This is a genomic window from Epibacterium sp. HA2-3, from assembly GCF_055693725.2.
Window position 1 is genome coordinate 2,348,751 of the sequence record NZ_CM172490.1, and the last position, 16,581, is coordinate 2,365,331.

A 16,581-nucleotide genomic window follows, 5' to 3' on the forward strand; every position below is an offset into this window, starting at 1 on the left:
CCGCAGATTGCCGATTTCGTGCCTTAGAACAAGCCTTCGATCAGGCCCTCTTCATTGAGGCAGATGCTTTCCGCCGCCGGGGTGCGTGGCAGACCCGGCATGGTCATGATCTCACCGCAAACTACCACGATAAAGCCCGCACCCGCCGAGAGGCGCACTTCGCGAACCGGAACCGAGTGGCCGGTGGGCGCACCGCGCAGGTTCGGGTCGGTCGAGAACGAATACTGGGTCTTCGCCATGCAGACCGGCAGATGGCCATAGCCCGCTTCTTCCCACTCTTTCAGCTGGTTGCGGATCTTGGCATCGGCCAGAACCTCGTCAGCACGATAGATGCGCTTGGCGATGGTTTCGATCTTCTCAAACAGCGGCATCTCATCGGGATAGAGCGGACCGAAGTTTGCACCGCCACCTTCAACAAGCTCGACCACCTTCTCAGCCAACGGCGCGGAGCCCTCGGAGCCCAGCTCCCAGTGGCGCGACAGGATCGCCTCGACGCCGTGAGAGGCGACATATTCCTTGACCGCATTGATCTCCGCATCGGTGTCGGTGACGAAGTGGTTGATCGCCACGACCGCAGGCACGCCAAAGGATTTGACGTTCTCGATGTGACGACCGAGGTTTGCACAGCCGTTCTTGACCGCCTCGACGTTTTCCGCGCCCAGATCCGCCTTGGCCACGCCGCCGTTCATCTTCATGGCGCGCACGGTCGCAACGACCACCACCGCAGACGGTGCTATGCCGGCCTTGCGGCACTTGATGTTCATGAACTTCTCGGCGCCGAGGTCGGCCCCAAAGCCTGCTTCCGTGACAACGTAATCCGCCACTTTGAGCGCGGTCTTGGTTGCGATCACGGAGTTACAGCCATGTGCGATGTTCGCAAACGGGCCACCGTGTACAAACGCCGGGTTGTTTTCCAGGGTCTGCACGAGGTTGGGCTGCATGGCGTCCTTCAGGAGAACGGTCATCGCGCCTTCGGCCTTGATGTCGCGGCAGTAAACCGGGGTCTTGTCGCGGCGATAGGCCACGATGATGTCTCCGAGACGCTTTTCCAGGTCCTTCAGGTCGTTGGCAAGGCAGAGGATCGCCATGACCTCGGAAGCCACGGTGATGTCAAAACCGGTTTCGCGCGGGAAGCCGTTGGACACCCCACCCAGCGACGCAGTGATCTGGCGCAGGGCGCGGTCGTTCATGTCGACCACACGACGCCATGCAACGCGGCGGATGTCGATTTCCTGCTCGTTGCCCCAGTAGATGTGGTTGTCGATCATGGCCGACAGCAACGAGTGCGCCGAGGTGATCGCATGGAAGTCGCCTGTGAAGTGGAGGTTCATTTCCTCCATCGGCACAACCTGCGCCATGCCGCCACCGGCGGCGCCACCCTTCATGCCGAAGTTCGGCCCGAGGGACGCTTCGCGGATACAGATCATCGCATTTTTGCCGATGCGGTTCAGACCATCGCCCAGACCAACGGTGGTGGTGGTCTTGCCCTCACCCGCCGGGGTCGGGTTGATCGCGGTCACCAGCACCAGCTTGCCGTCTTCATTGCCCTGCACGGAGTTGATGAACTCTTGGCTCACCTTCGCCTTGTCGTGGCCATAGGGCAGCAGGTCGTCGTTTTTCATGCCCAGTTTGGCGCCGATCTCCTGGATCGGGAGCTTGTTCGCCGCGCGGGCGATCTCAATGTCACTCTTATAGCTCATAGCCGGTATTCCTAAATGTCGCGTTGCAGGGCCCGGTGGCGGACACCGAGTATGCCTCTACGATTAGCGAGTCTGAAACAAACCGCGCCATTGGTTTCCGACATAATTGCGATCCAGAACGTCGCTCTTCGTATTCGCACGCTGATCGCTAACACCGAAGCCTGAGGGCCGCCCCCTTAGCGCTCTGCCGCCCAAGTGGGCTGGTCGGGCACAAAAAGACGCATCTGATCACCAAGAGCGAGCCGACCGGGGCGTTCGACCCAAGCCGTCACGCCGCGGCGATTTTCGGCGGCGGTTTTGAATTTCGGGCCAAAGCCTGCGTGGTCTTTCTCGATCTCGCGACCGGGCAGGATGCAGGGACGATTCTCGATGTCTACGGTGATCGTGACCCCATCTTTGCCCTGCAGGCGCGACGCAGGCGGCAGGTGGGTCAGGTCGGGAATGCCGCGCAGCACGACTGTTGCGCCGAGATACCGCGGATCAAGCGCCTCAAGCCCCATCTCTGCCGCGATCAGCGCGAGTTCCTCTTCGGAGAGAATCGTCAGTTGGCGCGTATTGCGGATCTCGGTGCCGGGGGCATAGAGGTTCTTGACCCGCACACAGGAGGGACGCTTCGCCCCTTCGTGCCGCTCGCCTGCGACGCCACTGAACAGCAGATCCAACTCAGTGCGGGGCTGCGCCTGAATACCTGTATCGGCGGGAACCATCCCCAACCAAGTGATCTCTGCGCTGAATTGGGTTTCGCGTAATACCGGCATGATGCTCACGTCCTGCTGTCAAATTTTGTCGGCAGTCTAGACGAAGTTTCAAGAGCAACAAGCCATTGACCGACCGCCCCGTGCGCGTCGTCTCTGACCCTCAAAGTGACAGATCGACCACGCGACGATCGCCGCAGCAAAGAGCTCCAGTAACTCCTCGTAGACCAGTGCGCGCGCGATCAGGGTGGGATCCAGAATAACGCCAAAATCCGCGAATTTGCGTCCGATGCCATCAACGCCTTTGGCGACAACAATTGCACTCACCGCAAGTGCACCACCCCAGGACCAGAGGCTCAGTTGACGCAGCCCCTTAAGAAGCTCGGGCAGGTTCACGCGCAGCAGACGCCACACCACCAAGAGCACCAAGGCAATTATGGCAATGCCGATCACCTTCTCCCACAAAGGCGCGCCCCCGGAATAAAGCCGCAGTTGCAGGATACCCTCGCTCAGAAAGCGCTTGTCGAAGTCCAGCTCGCGGCCACACAGTAGGAAAAACAGCGCGGAGAGCTGCCACTGGGTGCGCAGCGCGGTGCCGCCCACAAAGTAGAGCACCATGACAGCGCAGAGCCCCCAAAGCACCGCAGAGACTTTCTCGACCGGGCCGTCCTCATGTAACGCATCCTGAAACGCTGGATAGTGGGCTGCCGCCCCCCAAAGTGCCACACCCACGGCGAGGGTGATGAGGCAAGCGAATATAAAAGGCGCAGAACGCGGGTGAAACGCAGCCTCTGCGCGGGAGGCGGAGACCTCTTGAGGGGATTGGGAATACACGACAGCACCGAGTTAATGAAGGTGCCACTGCATATTCGAACGAAACGGTTCAGATTCAAGGGGACTGTAACAGCTTTGTGACGCAGCTGTGTAAACCGCATGGGGCGCCCCGGCAGATAAAAAAAGCCGCGGCAGAACCGCGGCTTTTCGTAATTCTTATCAGAGCCTTAGGAAGAAGGCTCAGGTTCCATATCCCCTTCGGGCGGAGTTTTCTTGGACTTTGCCTTCGGGATCGCGGTGACGGAGGTGGCACCGGTGTCGGCGTCATCATCAGCGTCATCATCCGCCTGCGGCGGCTCGCCGTTCATCACGCGCTTGATCTCTTCGCCTGTCAGCGTCTCATATTCCAGGAGACCTTGTGCCAGACGCTCCCATTCATCCTTGTTCTCTTCAAGGATCTGATAAGCGCGTTGGTAGGCCTCCTCGATGAAGCGGCGGACCTCTTCTTCGATAAGCTCTTTGGTATTGGCAGAGACCGAGAACCCAGCCGTGTTGCCGGAATAGCCCTCATGCGCTTCGGCGTAGTCGATGTTACCGACCTTGTCGGACATCCCCCAGCGCAGCACCATGGCCCGCGCCAGTTGGCTGGCCTGCTGAATGTCGCCGGCGGGGCCATTGGACACATGGCCGGGGCCATATTTGATGATCTCGGCAGCCTTACCGGCCATGGTCATCGCCAACTTCTGCTCGCACTCGTCCTTGTGCCAGTTCAGACGGTCCATCTCAGGAAGGCTCACCACCATGCCAAGCGCGCCGCCACGGGGGATGATCGTCGCCTTGTAGACTGGATCACATTCCGGCAGCTTCAGACCAACCACAGCGTGACCGGCCTCGTGATAGGCAGTCTTTTCCTTTTGATCGGCGGTCAGCACCATGGAGCGGCGCTCGGCCCCCATCATGACTTTGTCCTTGGCGTTTTCAAAATCTTCCATGGTGACAAAGCGGCGGCCCACACGCGCAGCCATCAAAGCAGCCTCGTTCACAAGGTTCGCCAGATCCGCACCGGAGAAGCCCGGGGTGCCACGCGCAATGATGCGCAGGTCCACGTCCGCACCCAGAGGGGTCTTGCGGGCATGCACGCCGAGGATCTTCTCGCGACCTTTAATGTCAGGGTTTCCGACGGTCACGTTGCGGTCAAAGCGGCCTGGACGCAGCAAGGCCGGGTCAAGCACGTCCTTGCGGTTGGTGGCCGCTAGGATGATCACGCCCTCGTTGGCCTCAAAGCCGTCCATTTCAACCAAAAGCTGGTTGAGGGTCTGTTCGCGCTCGTCATTGCCGCCGCCATAACCGGCACCCCGGTGGCGACCCACGGCGTCGATTTCGTCGATAAAGACGATACAGGGCGCATTCTTCTTGGCCTGTTCAAACATATCGCGGACTCGGCTTGCACCCACACCAACGAACATCTCGACAAAATCGGAACCGGAGATGGTGAAGAACGGCACACCCGCCTCGCCCGCGATCGCACGCGCAAGGAGCGTCTTACCAGTACCCGGAGGGCCTACAAGCAGCGCGCCTTTGGGGATCTTGCCGCCGAGACGCGAGAATTTCTGCGGGTTGCGCAGGAATTCCACGATCTCTTCGAGCTCTTCTTTCGCCTCGTCGATACCTGCAACGTCGTCAAACGTCACGCGACCATGCTTCTCGGTCAGCATCTTGGCCTTGGATTTGCCAAAGCCCATGGCGCCACCTTTGCCCCCGCCCTGCATGCGGTTCATGAAATAGATCCAGACGCCGATCAGCAGCAGGAACGGCAGAAGCGTCAGCAGGAAGGACTGGAAGGTCGATTGCTGCTGTTTTTCTGCGCGCACGGGGATGTTGTTGTCGATCAGCATCTGGGTGACTTCTGCGTCGCCCGGTTTGATCGTGGTGTAGCTCTGGCCATCCGAAGTCGTGTAGCGAACCTGTTCGCCGTCCAGCGTCACAGTGCTGACGTTTCCGCCCTCTACAGCGGTCACGAATTCCGAATAAGTCTTCTCGCGGCTCTGTAGTGTGCTGCCGGACCCGCTGAACAGATTGAACAGGGTCACAACGAGCAGAAACAGAACGACCCAGAAGGCGATATTGCGTGCGTTGCCCAAAATGGCTCTCCCAAGAATTCCAAGGACGTCACGGCCCTAGCACGCGACGACCATAAGTTGCACCTAAAATAGGGAGGTTTTGGTGAGGTTCAATGCGATAAAGCAGACAGTGCCCATGTCTCAGGCTGTCGAATTGCCGCAATCGTCCAGCCAGAGCGCTCCTGAAGCAGCGGCGCGGCGATCAACTGGCCATCACACCAGACCCCCGGAAGAGATTTCAAAAGGGCGCGCGGGGCGTCGTGACTGCGCCAATCGGGGATTTCGGCAAGGCCTTCGGCTCCGAGCGCGCGAATCTCGACGCGTCGGCTCCATCCGGCAGGCGCCTTGATCTGCCATGCCGCGTCCCAAGTTGCATCCATCGTTGCGACACCCCCCTCACCGGGCAAGAGGGCGCATGCGGAGTGTTGCACGGAGGCATATTCGCGCCCAACCCAGATCGCACCGCCCCGCACGACGATCTGGCAGCCCTGCAAGGTTACGCCCCGCCCCTCTTTCAACGCGTTCAATGCATCGAGAACAGGCGCCCGGCGCGGCGGGTATGCGGCGCCGTTTATGTGCAGAAGTGCCGACACCAGAAGACGACGCGCGATTTCGGTCTCAAGCCGATTAAACCCTGCACAATCAAGGACCACCATGCCAAGACGGATCTGCCCGACCGACGCGGCAGCGGTGCGTGTCGCACTGTCCAATGCCCTATTGGCCATGCGCATATTGTCAGCCACCGATGTCAGCGCGTCCACGGTCAGACCCAAAGGCTCCAGCGCGTTGAGCGCATCGCGAATACGCACACGCTCGAACTTCATATCAAGGTTTGAGGGATCCTCGATCCAAGCCACATCGCGCGCCGTGAGATAATCGCGCAGATCGCTTCGGCGCAGATCCAGCATCGGACGCAGGACATCGATCCCGTCGCGGTCGTGACATGTCGGCATACCGCAGAGCCCGGCCACCCCAGAGGCCCGTCGCAACCGCATCAGAAAGGTTTCAGCCTGATCGTCCGCGGTATGCCCGACCGCCACCGCGCCGAGGCCCTGCGTCCGTGCCCAGTCTCCCAGCAAGCGATAGCGCGCAGCGCGGGCCTCTGCCTGAAGGTTTCCGCTGTCAGCGGGATGTTGCCATGTCAGGGTCTGATGCGAGAGCCCAAGGTCATGTGCTTGCTGCGCCACAAACTCGGCTTCACGCCGTGATTCGGGGCGCAACCCGTGATCCACCGTGGCCACCGCCAGCGCTGTGTCTTCTGCACGGGCCATGGTCGCAAGCACATGCATCAACGCAACGGAATCGCTGCCTCCGGAGACAGCGACGCCAAGTTTCTCGGGCAAGGGACCGATACGGGCGCGGATCGCAGAGGTCAGCGCCTCTTCTGTCGGTGTCAGGAGCACGCCAGTTTGGACCGCTCCGCTTCGGCTGCGGTCACGGCGGGATCATTGGGGAAACGCACAGTGACCTCGGCCAGCGTGATACAAGCCTGATCGAGCTGCCCCAGTCGCCCAAGCGCCGCGCCCAGTTCAAACAGCGCTTCGGGTGCGATGGCGCCCGCCGTATCACCGGTAAACGCCGCCAGATAGGCCCGCGCCGCTTCACGGGTGTCACCCAGACCATCCAACGCCTTGCCGCGGCCGAAATCCACCTGAGCCGTCAGCGGACTGCCGGGATAGGCCTCTTTGAAGGTCGCAAATCGGTCCGCAGCTGCCTGATAGTTCTCAGCCTCAAGATCGCTCATTGCCAGCTTGTAGTCGGCTTCCTCGCCTACGGCGAGCTCGCCTCCGCCAACCACCGTGCTCTCCCCATCGGTGCCAGGCACCGTGGTCTGCCCCAGCTCTGTTTCGCCTTCGATGTCGCCGCCCAGCGTCGTGGTCTCGCCCAGCGTGGAGAGGTCGCCGCCTTCCAGCTCAACGAGCCTGAATTCCAGATCACCGATCCGGTTGGTGCCATCCTTGACAATGCTCTGAATGCGAAACTGAAGCTGCTCAGTCTTGGCGGTGAGCTTTTGCAGCTCGGTCTCAATTGCGGTGACCCGGTCGAGCACCGAAGATCCCGCCAGCGACGCCGAAGGGGCCCCCGTGGTCGACAGTTCCCGATTGAGGCGCTGCACTTCCACATGCAGGACGGTCAGCTCTTGGCGAATGTCCGCCAAGGTCTGTTCACGCTCCTGCGCCATGGTTGGGAGGGCGCTGGCAACTGCCAACGCCGACGCCAACAAGATCTGCCGCAGACCGCTCATGTCGATCAGCTCAGCGCGCCGCCGGCCAGCACGGTCACGGCACGGCGGTTCTTCTCATAACAGCTCTGTTCGGAGCAAATCTCGATCGGGCGTTCCTTGCCAAAGGACACCGTCTGGATCCGGCTGGCAGCAACACCCTTGGAGATCAGATAATCACGTGCGGAGTTCGCGCGGCTTGCACCGAGGGCGAGGTTATACTCGCGGGTGCCTCGCTCGTCGGCGTGGCCTTCGATGGTGACAACATAGGCTGGGTTGGCCTGCAGCCAGCGCGCCTGCCCATCGAGGATCACCTGCGCCTCGGGAGAGATGCTGGACTGATCTACAAGGAACAGGACACGGTCGCCCACGGCCTCGCGGAAATAAGCAGGGCTCGAGGGGTCCCCGAGTCCGCCGTCCACTCCGATACCGGAGCCGCCATTGCCCGCGCTGGTGTCGTCCCAGCGCGCGTCGGAACAGGCCGAAAGGGCGAGGCCCGCGACCAGTAGAATTGCTGTCTTGATACCGCTCATGTGAAATCGCCTCGTGTGATCGGACATTTCTTACCGAAGTGTTAGCATATTGTACCCGGCCACGCCACGGGCTTGCACGCGTGGTTCTTGGCCGGGCGGTTCATCAGTTCTGCAGAGGGGACCAGGAGGGGTCAGACGCCCCATCCGGCGTCTTGACCGGCTTCAGATTGCGACCTGAAATATCCACCGAATAGAGCCGCGCCTGGCCGCTGGCCCCCTGGGTTTCGCGCGTGAACATGATCACCCGGCCATTGGGCGACCATGTGGGACCCTCGTCCAGGAAGGACGCCGTCAGCAGGCGTTCCTCGCTGCCATCGGTGCGCATCACGCCAATATGAAACCGGCCCGCGTTCTGCTTGGTGAAGGCGATGTAGTCGCCACGCGGCGACCAGACTGGGGTGCCATAGCGCCCCTGACCAAAACTGATCCGCTTGGCCTCTCCACCCGACGCAGACATCACATAGAGCTGCGATGTCCCGGAGCGGTCGCTCTCAAACACGATCTGGCTGCCATCGGGCGAGAATGACGGGGCGGTTTCAATCGACGGCGCACTGGTCAGGCGCTGCGGGTTGCCAGAGTTGATGTCCATGGAAAAGAGGTCGGTATTGCCGCCTTGAGACTGCGAGTAGACAATCGTCTGGCCGTTGGGGGCAAAACGCGGCGCAAAGCTCATGGAGCCATTGCCCGCCGACAATACCCGCCGCTGCACGCGGCCGACATCCAGCACATGGATTTGCGGAAAGCCGCTCTCATAGCTGGTATAAAGCACGCGGTCGCCGGTGGGCGAGAACCGGGGCGCGAGCACAATGGCGTCCGAGTTGGTCAGATACTGCACATTGGCCCCATCGTAATCCATGATCGCAAGGCGCTTCTTGCGGTCATTCTTGGGGCCGGTTTCCGAAACAAACACGACGCGGCTGTCAAAATAGCCACCTTCGCCGGTCAGGCGAGAATAGATCGTATCGGCCACCTTGTGCGCGATACGCCGCCAGCCGTCGGTCGTGCCCGAAAGCTGAAGCCCCGCGCCAAGCTCTTGCCCGGCGAACACGTCATAGCCGCGAAAGCGCACGGTGATGCGATCGCCCGACAGGCTCACCGCGCCTGCAATCAACGCCTGCGCGTTGATCGCCTTCCAGTCGGTGAAATTCACCTCAGCGTCAAAATCGGTGTAGGGCGAAATATAGGCGACCTTGGGAATTTCGCGAAACAGCCCGGAGCCCACAAGATCCTGGGCGATCACACGGGCAATGTCCGTCGCATACTGCGCCGCTGCCGGGGTGTCGGCGATGAAATCGGGCACCGCGAAGGGCAGCGGCTCGATCACACCATCCGTGATCTCGATCCGGAGCGGCCCATCCTGTGCCTGCACCGCCCCAACGGGCAGCAGCATTGCAAGGCCAAGGAGTACTGTCGCAATTGCGTTTCTCATCTGATCCGCATTCCTTCGGGGTTAAATGTCATCTCAATATCACGCCACTGAGCGTATTTGTCAGCCGGAAGATCAAATCCTCTTGATCCACAGCGGATGATTGCACGGCGCGCGGCCTCATAGGCCTGTTTGGCAGAGCTGTCTGACCCACCAGTGCTCGACAGCATGCGAATGGAACCAATATCCGGCACGCCCTCGCGCGAGAGGGTGACCCCCACGACAACCTCCGTACGCAGCGCTTCGCTCGACAAAGAGCCGACGTTCCAGCATTGCGACACCGCAATCCGAAGGGCATCTTTTTCTCCTCGTGTCATCGGCGGGCCGGAGGGTTCGGGCGCCTCCACCTCCCCCGCGCCACTCAGCGCTTCTGCAAGCGCATCGTTGACAGCGGAACGCTCGACCTCGGGGTTTTGTTCCGCATCCGGGGCGGGCTCTTCGTCGCGGGCGGCGGTTTGGGTCTGTGGTTCAGGGTCAGGCTCTGGTTCCGGAGCGGGTCGCGCCGGGCGCGCGCGCGGACGGACACTCGCCAGAGGCGCCGTGGGCTCGGCATCATCTGCTTCGGCCTCGGTGACGATACGGTCACTTGCGGCCTCGGGTGCCGTGGCTTCCTGCACGGGCTGATTGGCCTCTGCCTCGGCATCGGGTGCAACCTCTTCCTGCACCACATCGCCAATCTGTGTGTCCGGCTCGGGCGCGCGCACCGGCTCGGGCGCGACACGGTCCGTCTGCTGAGCAGTCTGGGGCTCTGCGGTTTGCGGCAGGTCCGTCACGATTTCGGGCAGCTCTGGCGCATCAGGCACACGGCTTGGCACCTCGGGATCAGGCTCTGGCGCGGGGGGCTCTGCCGCCGTGTCTGCGACCGGCGTTTCAATCGGCGCAGGTGTTGCGGGGGTCTCGGGCGTCTGGCTCGGGCGCTCGGGGCTCGACGGGGTCGTCTCGGTGATCGCCGGTTCCTGTGGCGCCTCAGGGACGTCAGAGACCTCGGGAGCAGCATATTGCTCGCTCAATCGTGCAAACTCTTCTGCGGAAATGATCGACACATCCTGGCTCTGGAAGGGTAGCGGCTCAGGATTGAGCCACCCGCCCGCCAGCGCCCAGGTGATCAGGAGGCCATGCCCCGCGAGAGAGATCTTTGTGCCGGTTTGCACATCCGCACCCGTGTTACTCTGCCGGGGCGGCAGACCGCCCGTCGAGTGCAGGGCCGCCCTGGTCGGTCACAAGCCCCACATTGGCAAACCCACCCGCATTGAGCGCGCCCATCACCTGCATGACATCGCTGTAGGCAATCGCCCCATCAGCACGCAAATAGACCCGATCCGAGTCGCGTTCGGCCGCAATTGCCTGGAGACGCGCCACAAGCTGATCGCGCGCAACCGGCGTGGTCTGGATCTGGATGTCACCTGCGGCAGTCATGGTCACGGTGAGCGGTTCTTCATCATCCCCGGCCAGCGCGCCTGCGGCGGTTTTCGGCAACTCGACGGGCACGCCCACTGTCATCAGCGGGGCTGCAACCATGAAGATGATCAGAAGCACCAGCATCACATCCACAAAGGGCGTGATGTTGATCTCTGCCATCGGGCGCGCGCGCGACCGACGCCGTCCGCGCCGGCGGCCACCGCCTGCATCCTTTGTCTGAACACCGGCTCCCATGGCTCAGCTGTCCAACTGGCGCGAGAAGATGGTCGCGAATTCATCAGCAAAGGCCTCATAGCCGCCAATGATGCGATCAGAATCCGCCGAGAGTTTGTTATAAAAGATCACCGCCGGGATCGCAGCCAATAGCCCCAGCCCCGTCGCCAAAAGCGCCTCGGCAATCCCCGGTGCGACAACGGCAAGGTTGGTGTTTTGCTGCTCTGCGATCTCGATGAACGCATTCATGATACCCCAGACCGTTCCGAAAAGCCCGATGAAGGGCGTGGTCGAGCCGATGGTCGCCAGCACCTGTAGTCCGCTCTGAAGACCCTCGCTCTCCTTGGAGATCGCCACATCCATGGAGCGGTCGATGCGCGCCTGCGCGCCCGGTATCAGCGCTCCGTCCGTTCGGTGACTGCGGCGCCATTCGATCATGCCAGCTGCAAAGATGCGCTCTGACCGGCCCGAGGGCTCGGCTCCGATCTCCTCAAACAGCTCGTCCAGCGGGTTGCCGGACCAAAAGGCGCGCTCAAACACCTGCGCTTCGCGACGTGCTGTGCGATAGGTGATCACTTTCTGAATGATAATGGACCACGACCAGATCGACGCCACGATCAACATGATCATCACAAGTTTTACGGTGAGCGTCGCGCGTGCGAACAGCCCCCACATGGAGAAATCAATCTCCTGTGCCAGTGCCAGAGTTTCTGCTTCCATCTGCCTGCTCTATCGCCAGTTGCCGCGTCGTTTAGGTTGCGCAGCCCAATTGGGGCGAACGCTAGCGCAAAACAAGCGACATTGCCAAGGAAACAGGGGGATTGTCGCCTATTGTTACAGAGATGCGCGGACTTCTGCCGGGAGCCGGACAGGTTTTCCGCTGTACATGTCCATACAGACCGCAGTCACCTTGGCCCTAAACAGCTCTTGCCCCGCGCGCCGCACCACCTGAGACATCATCAGGCGCGCCGAGGTCATTTTCTCGGGCTGGGTTTCCACGATCAGCTCATCCTCGAACCGTGCTGGCGCGAGGTAGTCCGCTTCAATCCGCGTCACCACCCAGACGATTCCCTTGTCGCGCATCTCATTCTGATCCACCCCGAGGCGGCGGACATAGTCACTGCGGGCACGTTCGATGAAACGCAGGTAATTGGCGTGATAAACGACGCCGCCCATATCCGTGTCTTCGTAATAAACGGTGACAGGAAACTGGTGGCTCATGTGGTATGTTCCTGTTGATCCGGTGCCGGGCCTTGCAGACGCGCAAAGAGGCGCAGGGCGTGGCTTGCATCCTGAGCCGCCACCGGCATCATCCGATCGTAGGCCGCCGCAATGACGCCCGCGATCTCGGGGCGCAGAATAGTATTGCCATTTTCAGGCAGAACAGCGAGCGGCGAAACTTCGGAAAAAGCGCGTTCGCTCCACAAGAGCATCACCTGCACCGCCTGCGTGAGCGCCAGTGTCTCTGCCGGCACTTGCGCCATTTCGCCCTTCATGCGCAGGAAGACAAATGCCGCCTTTATCGCGCCCTCATCATCAAAGCGAAACGCGCGATATTGGCTAGCCTCTTCGGAAGACAGGCGATTCACGAGCGGGGCGAGCCCGGGGATCATGCGATCAAGGTCGGGCACCTCCAGAAGCTCCTCCCAGTCGCGAAAGAAGAAGAACATGAGGTTCGTTCCAAGCTCCGGATCGGTTTCAGCCATCTGATGCCCGGCCAAGGTGACAACGGCTTCGACCGCGCCTTTCACAATCGCCAGCGTCTCGTCTGCAACGCCAAAGACGATGGGCGCAATCGGGCGCCCCCAGCGCGCAAAGGCGTAAGAGCCATCCTCACGCGTAAAGAGCGCTTCGATTTCCTCTGGCAGCATAAGGGCGGGCATGCGCGGCCTCGATATTGTGATCATTTGTCGAGTGGTTTTAAGGGCGTGCAAAGGCCGCAGCAAGAGGGAAGCTCAGTGTCCTTCTCCCCTGGAGCGGCCCTCTGCGCGCTTGGCTCGCGGGGATATCGTCTCCGCAATGGACCCGCAGCCATTCGGCTGCATCAGGCGCGTTGCCGGCCTGTCATCGACCAATGACCAGTCTAAAAACTCTTCGGCCTACGCCGCTGCCCACGGTGTCAGCCAAAGAGATCGCTCTGGGATTTAGGCGGCGCAATCCCGAGATGAGTCCAGGCCTTTTGCGCCAGCATCCGACCGCGCGGCGTGCGCTGAATAAGGCCCTGCTGCAGCAGATAGGGCTCGATCACCTCTTCCAGCGCATCGCGGCTTTCGCTCAGGGCGGCGGACATGGTTTCGATGCCGACAGGCCCGCCACCATAGTTCTCCGCAACCAGTCGCAAATAGCGCCGGTCCGCGCCGTCAAGGCCCAGTTGATCCACGCCAAGCCGTGTCAGAGCCCCATCCGCCAGTTCGCGGGTGATGGTGCCATCGCCCTCGACAACCGCAAAGTCCACCACGCGGCGCAAGAGCCGTCCGGCGATCCTTGGGGTGCCGCGCGCGCGCCGCGCGATCTCACGCGCGCCTGCGTCATCGGCGGGCGCGCCCAGTTTGCGCGCGTTTCGGCTGACAATCTCAAAAAGCTCGTCGATGGTGTAAAACTGCAGCCGGGTTGGAATCCCAAACCGATCCCGCAGCGGTGTGGTCAAAAGCCCCATCCGGGTGGTGGCCCCCACAAGCGTGAAGGGCTGCAACTCGATACGCACCGTACGCGCGGCTGGCCCCTCCCCAATCACGAGATCCAGCTCGAAATCCTCCATCGCCGGGTAAAGGACTTCCTCGACGGCAGGGTTCAGGCGGTGAATTTCGTCGATGAACAACACATCGCGCGCCTCAAGGTTGGTCAGGATTGCCGCCAGATCTCCGGCCTTCGCAAGCACCGGGCCCGATGTCATCCGGAAATTTACGCCCAACTCGCGCGCAACGATCTGTGCCAGAGTGGTCTTGCCGAGGCCTGGAGGGCCGTGAAACAGCGTGTGATCCATAGCCTCGCCACGGCGACGGGCGGATTCGATGAACACCCGCAGGTTTGCCCGGGCTTCGGCCTGGCCAATAAACTCACCCAGGCCCTGCGGGCGCAGGGCGCGATCATTGTCTTCGGGCAGAGGCTCCGGGCGCAGGGTGGGGTCTGCATCAATCATTCAAAGCGTCCTCACCCTTTGGGTGCCAAGAGCCGAAGCGCGGCACGGATCAATTCCGCTTCGCCTGCGTCTGGATTGTTGGCGGCGGCCTCTGCGACCGCACCTGCGGCATCAGAAGGCCCGTAGCCAAGGTTGCCCAATGCCGACAATGCCCCCGCCGAAGCGGCTGCCGCACCGGTGGGGGCCTTTGGGGCGGCTTTGCGCGCAGGCTTTGCCGGCGCCTCAGCTGCGGGTTCGACCACTGCGTCCAACTCTGGCCCCTCAAGCGCCTCTGTAACCGTGCCCCCCATCGCCATCACGGAGGGCGCCTTGTCTTTGAGGTCGAGCACGATGCGCTGTGCGGTCTTGGGGCCAACCCCTTTGGCGGCTTTCACCGCCGCCCAATCGCCAAGGGCGATCGCACGGCTGACACCTTCGGGCCCCAGCGCACTCAGGATGGCAAGCGACACCTTGGCCCCTACCCCCTGCACCGAGGTCAGCAATCGGTGCCATTCCTTTTCCACCAAGGACGTGAACCCAAAGAGCTGCATGAGATCTTCGCGCACCAAAAGCTCGGTATAAAGCTGAACCGCCTCGCCCACCGCAGGCAGGCTCGCCAAGGTGCGATCCGAGCAGTAGACGATATAACCGACGCCGCGCACGTCGATCATCACATGGTCCGGAGCCTTGTAATCCAGACGCCCGGTCAATTTGCCGATCATGCGCCCACCTCTTTGAGTTGCCGTTGGTTGCTGCCTCCGTAATAGGCGTGACAGATCGCAATCGCCAGAGCATCAGCCGCATCCGCGCCCTTGGGCGCACAACCCGGCAGCTGCAGCTTCACCATATGCAGAACCTGTTCCTTTTCGGCATGCCCGACCCCAACCACGGTTTTCTTCACGCGGTTCGGCGCATATTCCCCCGTCGGCAGACCTGCTTTGGCCAAGGTCAGCAAGGCGACACCACGCGCCTGACCCAGCTTGAGCGTGCCCGCGCCATCCTTGTTGACAAAAGTCTGCTCAATGGCAGCCTGATCCGGTCGATAGGCGTCGATGATTTCCGTAACCTGATTGTGCAGCGACAGTAGTCGTTCGCCAAGGTCATCCCCATCAGAGTGGCACAGGCCATTAGCGACATGGCTGAGACGGGCGCCATTTGATTCGATCACCCCCCATCCAAGGGTCCGAAGCCCCGGATCGATTCCCAATATGCGCATTCCGCCGCCCGATCTTTGATTATTTATTCTCTGCTTGGAGGCCAGCACTAGCACAAAACGCGAACACATCCAATCGAATTCACGCCTCACGTATTTGTGTCAGAGCCACAATGCACGCGCGGCACCTAGCACAAAACGCCCCATACGGGGCAATTTTTGAGACAAATGCGACAGGGTAAAATACAGCTGCGACACGCATCCGCCAATACAGCCCCCAACCGCCTCAAAGCCCTTTTTTACAGGGGTGTGAGGCATGCAAAATTCGCATGGGACACATGCAACTTCACCCCTTGCGAGGGCCGGTTTCGACCTCTATCTGCCGCTCACTCGCTATCGGGCGAGAAATCGGATCATACTGAGAAAGACCCTGGATATGGCTGCAATCGACACCACCCGCACCGCGCAAGGCACCTCCGGCCTGATCGGCCGTATCGGCGCTTTTTTGTACACCACATCTGCCAAGCTGATGGCATGGAATGATGCCCGCGTGACGCGCAAGTCGCTCAGCGCGCTGTCAGACCGCGAGCTCGCCGACATCGGCCTGTGCCGCGGCGACATTGATCAAATCGACGCGCATTCGCCGCTCGTCTAAGCGCGGATCTGAATGCGGATCTGGACGCCAACCTGACGCGTCCCTGCATCACACACCCCAAAACACAAACGCCGCGCCCGGCCAATCCGGGACGCGGCGTTTTTGCATGTGTAAATCGGCGTGGTCGCCTGTTGCGATGAGACGACGTGCGGTCAGCGCAAAATGGGGCGCAACTCTTCCGCAATGCGGGTGGAAATCGGATCTCTTTGCATGAGGAACGCCCCGCCGCGCTCGACAAACGAGCCCTGCGCCAACTGCGCTACGCGCGCATCGTAGCTGGAATAGCCGAGCGCCGCCACGAGAAAGCCTTTGAACATCACCCCCACCACCAGGAACAGGATAAACACCTTCCCGGAGATGCGGGAGCGCACCACTTTTTGGGGCTCGACAACAATCAACCCATCAGAGCGCATTCGCGCCCTGAATCCATGCGCAGCCTTGGCATGCTTTCGATCCAGTTGCCGAAGGCGCTCTTGGAACTCCGCGTGTTGATGGCTCATAAAACTCACTCCGAACTGGCCCCCACCAGCGGATTGTTAGAGTTTACTTAAGGA

Annotated in this window: 18 protein-coding genes; 1 reads left to right on the forward strand and 17 read right to left on the reverse strand. The window is 61.3% G+C overall.

The window, feature by feature from the left end:
• Positions 1 to 23: 23 nt before the first annotated feature.
• From ACZ1HH_RS11010 to ruvC, 16 genes are all read right to left on the reverse strand, one after another.
• Positions 24 to 1,700, reverse strand: coding sequence for a formate--tetrahydrofolate ligase (locus tag ACZ1HH_RS11010; RefSeq protein ID WP_011539678.1), 1,677 nt, complete (start codon positions 1,698 to 1,700; stop codon positions 24 to 26).
• Positions 1,701 to 1,876: 176 nt separating this feature from the next.
• Positions 1,877 to 2,458: an MOSC domain-containing protein gene (locus ACZ1HH_RS11015; protein ID WP_472636650.1), complete on the reverse strand. Its 582-nt coding sequence runs from the start codon at positions 2,456 to 2,458 to the stop codon at positions 1,877 to 1,879.
• Positions 2,459 to 2,506: 48 nt separating this feature from the next.
• Positions 2,507 to 3,127: a hypothetical protein gene (locus ACZ1HH_RS11020; protein ID WP_487320272.1), complete on the reverse strand. Its 621-nt coding sequence runs from the start codon at positions 3,125 to 3,127 to the stop codon at positions 2,507 to 2,509.
• A 269-nt stretch (positions 3,128 to 3,396) separates the two neighbouring features.
• On the reverse strand, positions 3,397 to 5,310 hold the full coding sequence (gene ftsH, locus ACZ1HH_RS11025) for an ATP-dependent zinc metalloprotease FtsH (RefSeq protein ID WP_011539681.1): 1,914 nt from the start codon (positions 5,308 to 5,310) through the stop codon (positions 3,397 to 3,399).
• Between the two features lie 89 nt (positions 5,311 to 5,399).
• Positions 5,400 to 6,692 carry a tRNA lysidine(34) synthetase TilS gene (gene tilS / locus ACZ1HH_RS11030; protein ID WP_487320273.1) on the reverse strand — a complete coding sequence of 431 codons (1,293 nt, stop codon included), beginning with the start codon at positions 6,690 to 6,692 and terminating at the stop codon, positions 5,400 to 5,402.
• Positions 6,683 to 7,534 (reverse strand): tetratricopeptide repeat protein, encoded by an 852-nt coding sequence (locus ACZ1HH_RS11035; RefSeq protein WP_472636653.1) that lies wholly within the window; start codon positions 7,532 to 7,534, stop codon positions 6,683 to 6,685. The genes tilS and ACZ1HH_RS11035 overlap by 10 nt, the downstream gene beginning before the upstream one ends.
• 5 nt (positions 7,535 to 7,539) lie before the next feature.
• The gene (pal, locus tag ACZ1HH_RS11040) at positions 7,540 to 8,043 is read right to left on the reverse strand and encodes a peptidoglycan-associated lipoprotein Pal (RefSeq protein ID WP_472636654.1); all 504 of its coding nucleotides are present in this window, start codon (positions 8,041 to 8,043) and stop codon (positions 7,540 to 7,542) included.
• Between the two features lie 103 nt (positions 8,044 to 8,146).
• A complete protein-coding gene (tolB, locus tag ACZ1HH_RS11045) occupies positions 8,147 to 9,472 on the reverse strand; it encodes a Tol-Pal system beta propeller repeat protein TolB (protein ID WP_011539685.1) in 1,326 nt (441 codons plus the stop codon).
• Entirely contained in the window at positions 9,469 to 10,620 is a 1,152-nt protein-coding gene (locus ACZ1HH_RS11050) for an energy transducer TonB (RefSeq protein WP_487320274.1), read from the reverse strand. The genes tolB and ACZ1HH_RS11050 overlap by 4 nt, the downstream gene beginning before the upstream one ends.
• Positions 10,621 to 10,633: 13 nt before the next feature.
• Positions 10,634 to 11,122, reverse strand: a complete 489-nt coding sequence (tolR, locus tag ACZ1HH_RS11055; protein ID WP_011539687.1) for a protein TolR — start codon at positions 11,120 to 11,122, stop codon at positions 10,634 to 10,636.
• Positions 11,123 to 11,125: 3 nt separating this feature from the next.
• On the reverse strand, positions 11,126 to 11,821 hold the full coding sequence (gene tolQ, locus ACZ1HH_RS11060; RefSeq protein WP_011539688.1) for a protein TolQ: 696 nt from the start codon (positions 11,819 to 11,821) through the stop codon (positions 11,126 to 11,128).
• A gap of 114 nt (positions 11,822 to 11,935) precedes the next feature.
• Entirely contained in the window at positions 11,936 to 12,322 is a 387-nt protein-coding gene (gene ybgC / locus ACZ1HH_RS11065) for a tol-pal system-associated acyl-CoA thioesterase (RefSeq protein WP_011539689.1), read from the reverse strand.
• The gene (locus tag ACZ1HH_RS11070) at positions 12,319 to 12,984 is read right to left on the reverse strand and encodes a hypothetical protein (protein ID WP_472636655.1); all 666 of its coding nucleotides are present in this window, start codon (positions 12,982 to 12,984) and stop codon (positions 12,319 to 12,321) included. Before ACZ1HH_RS11070 ends, ybgC begins: the two co-directional genes overlap by 4 nt.
• A gap of 236 nt (positions 12,985 to 13,220) precedes the next feature.
• Positions 13,221 to 14,240 (reverse strand): Holliday junction branch migration DNA helicase RuvB, encoded by a 1,020-nt coding sequence (gene ruvB, locus ACZ1HH_RS11075; RefSeq protein WP_011539691.1) that lies wholly within the window; start codon positions 14,238 to 14,240, stop codon positions 13,221 to 13,223.
• A gap of 11 nt (positions 14,241 to 14,251) precedes the next feature.
• Positions 14,252 to 14,941 carry a Holliday junction branch migration protein RuvA gene (gene ruvA, locus ACZ1HH_RS11080; protein WP_416369013.1) on the reverse strand — a complete coding sequence of 230 codons (690 nt, stop codon included), beginning with the start codon at positions 14,939 to 14,941 and terminating at the stop codon, positions 14,252 to 14,254.
• On the reverse strand, positions 14,938 to 15,435 hold the full coding sequence (gene ruvC / locus ACZ1HH_RS11085) for a crossover junction endodeoxyribonuclease RuvC (RefSeq protein ID WP_416369014.1): 498 nt from the start codon (positions 15,433 to 15,435) through the stop codon (positions 14,938 to 14,940). Before ruvC ends, ruvA begins: the two co-directional genes overlap by 4 nt.
• Positions 15,436 to 15,808: 373 nt before the next feature.
• Here ruvC and ACZ1HH_RS11090 point away from each other — a divergent pair, with 373 nt between their 5' ends.
• A complete protein-coding gene (locus tag ACZ1HH_RS11090) occupies positions 15,809 to 16,027 on the forward strand; it encodes a DUF1127 domain-containing protein (RefSeq protein ID WP_011539694.1) in 219 nt (72 codons plus the stop codon).
• A 152-nt stretch (positions 16,028 to 16,179) separates the two neighbouring features.
• On the opposite strand, the gene ACZ1HH_RS11095 is transcribed toward ACZ1HH_RS11090, so the two are convergent.
• Positions 16,180 to 16,527, reverse strand: a complete 348-nt coding sequence (locus tag ACZ1HH_RS11095) for a hypothetical protein (protein ID WP_472636656.1) — start codon at positions 16,525 to 16,527, stop codon at positions 16,180 to 16,182.
• Positions 16,528 to 16,581: the final 54 nt, after the last annotated feature.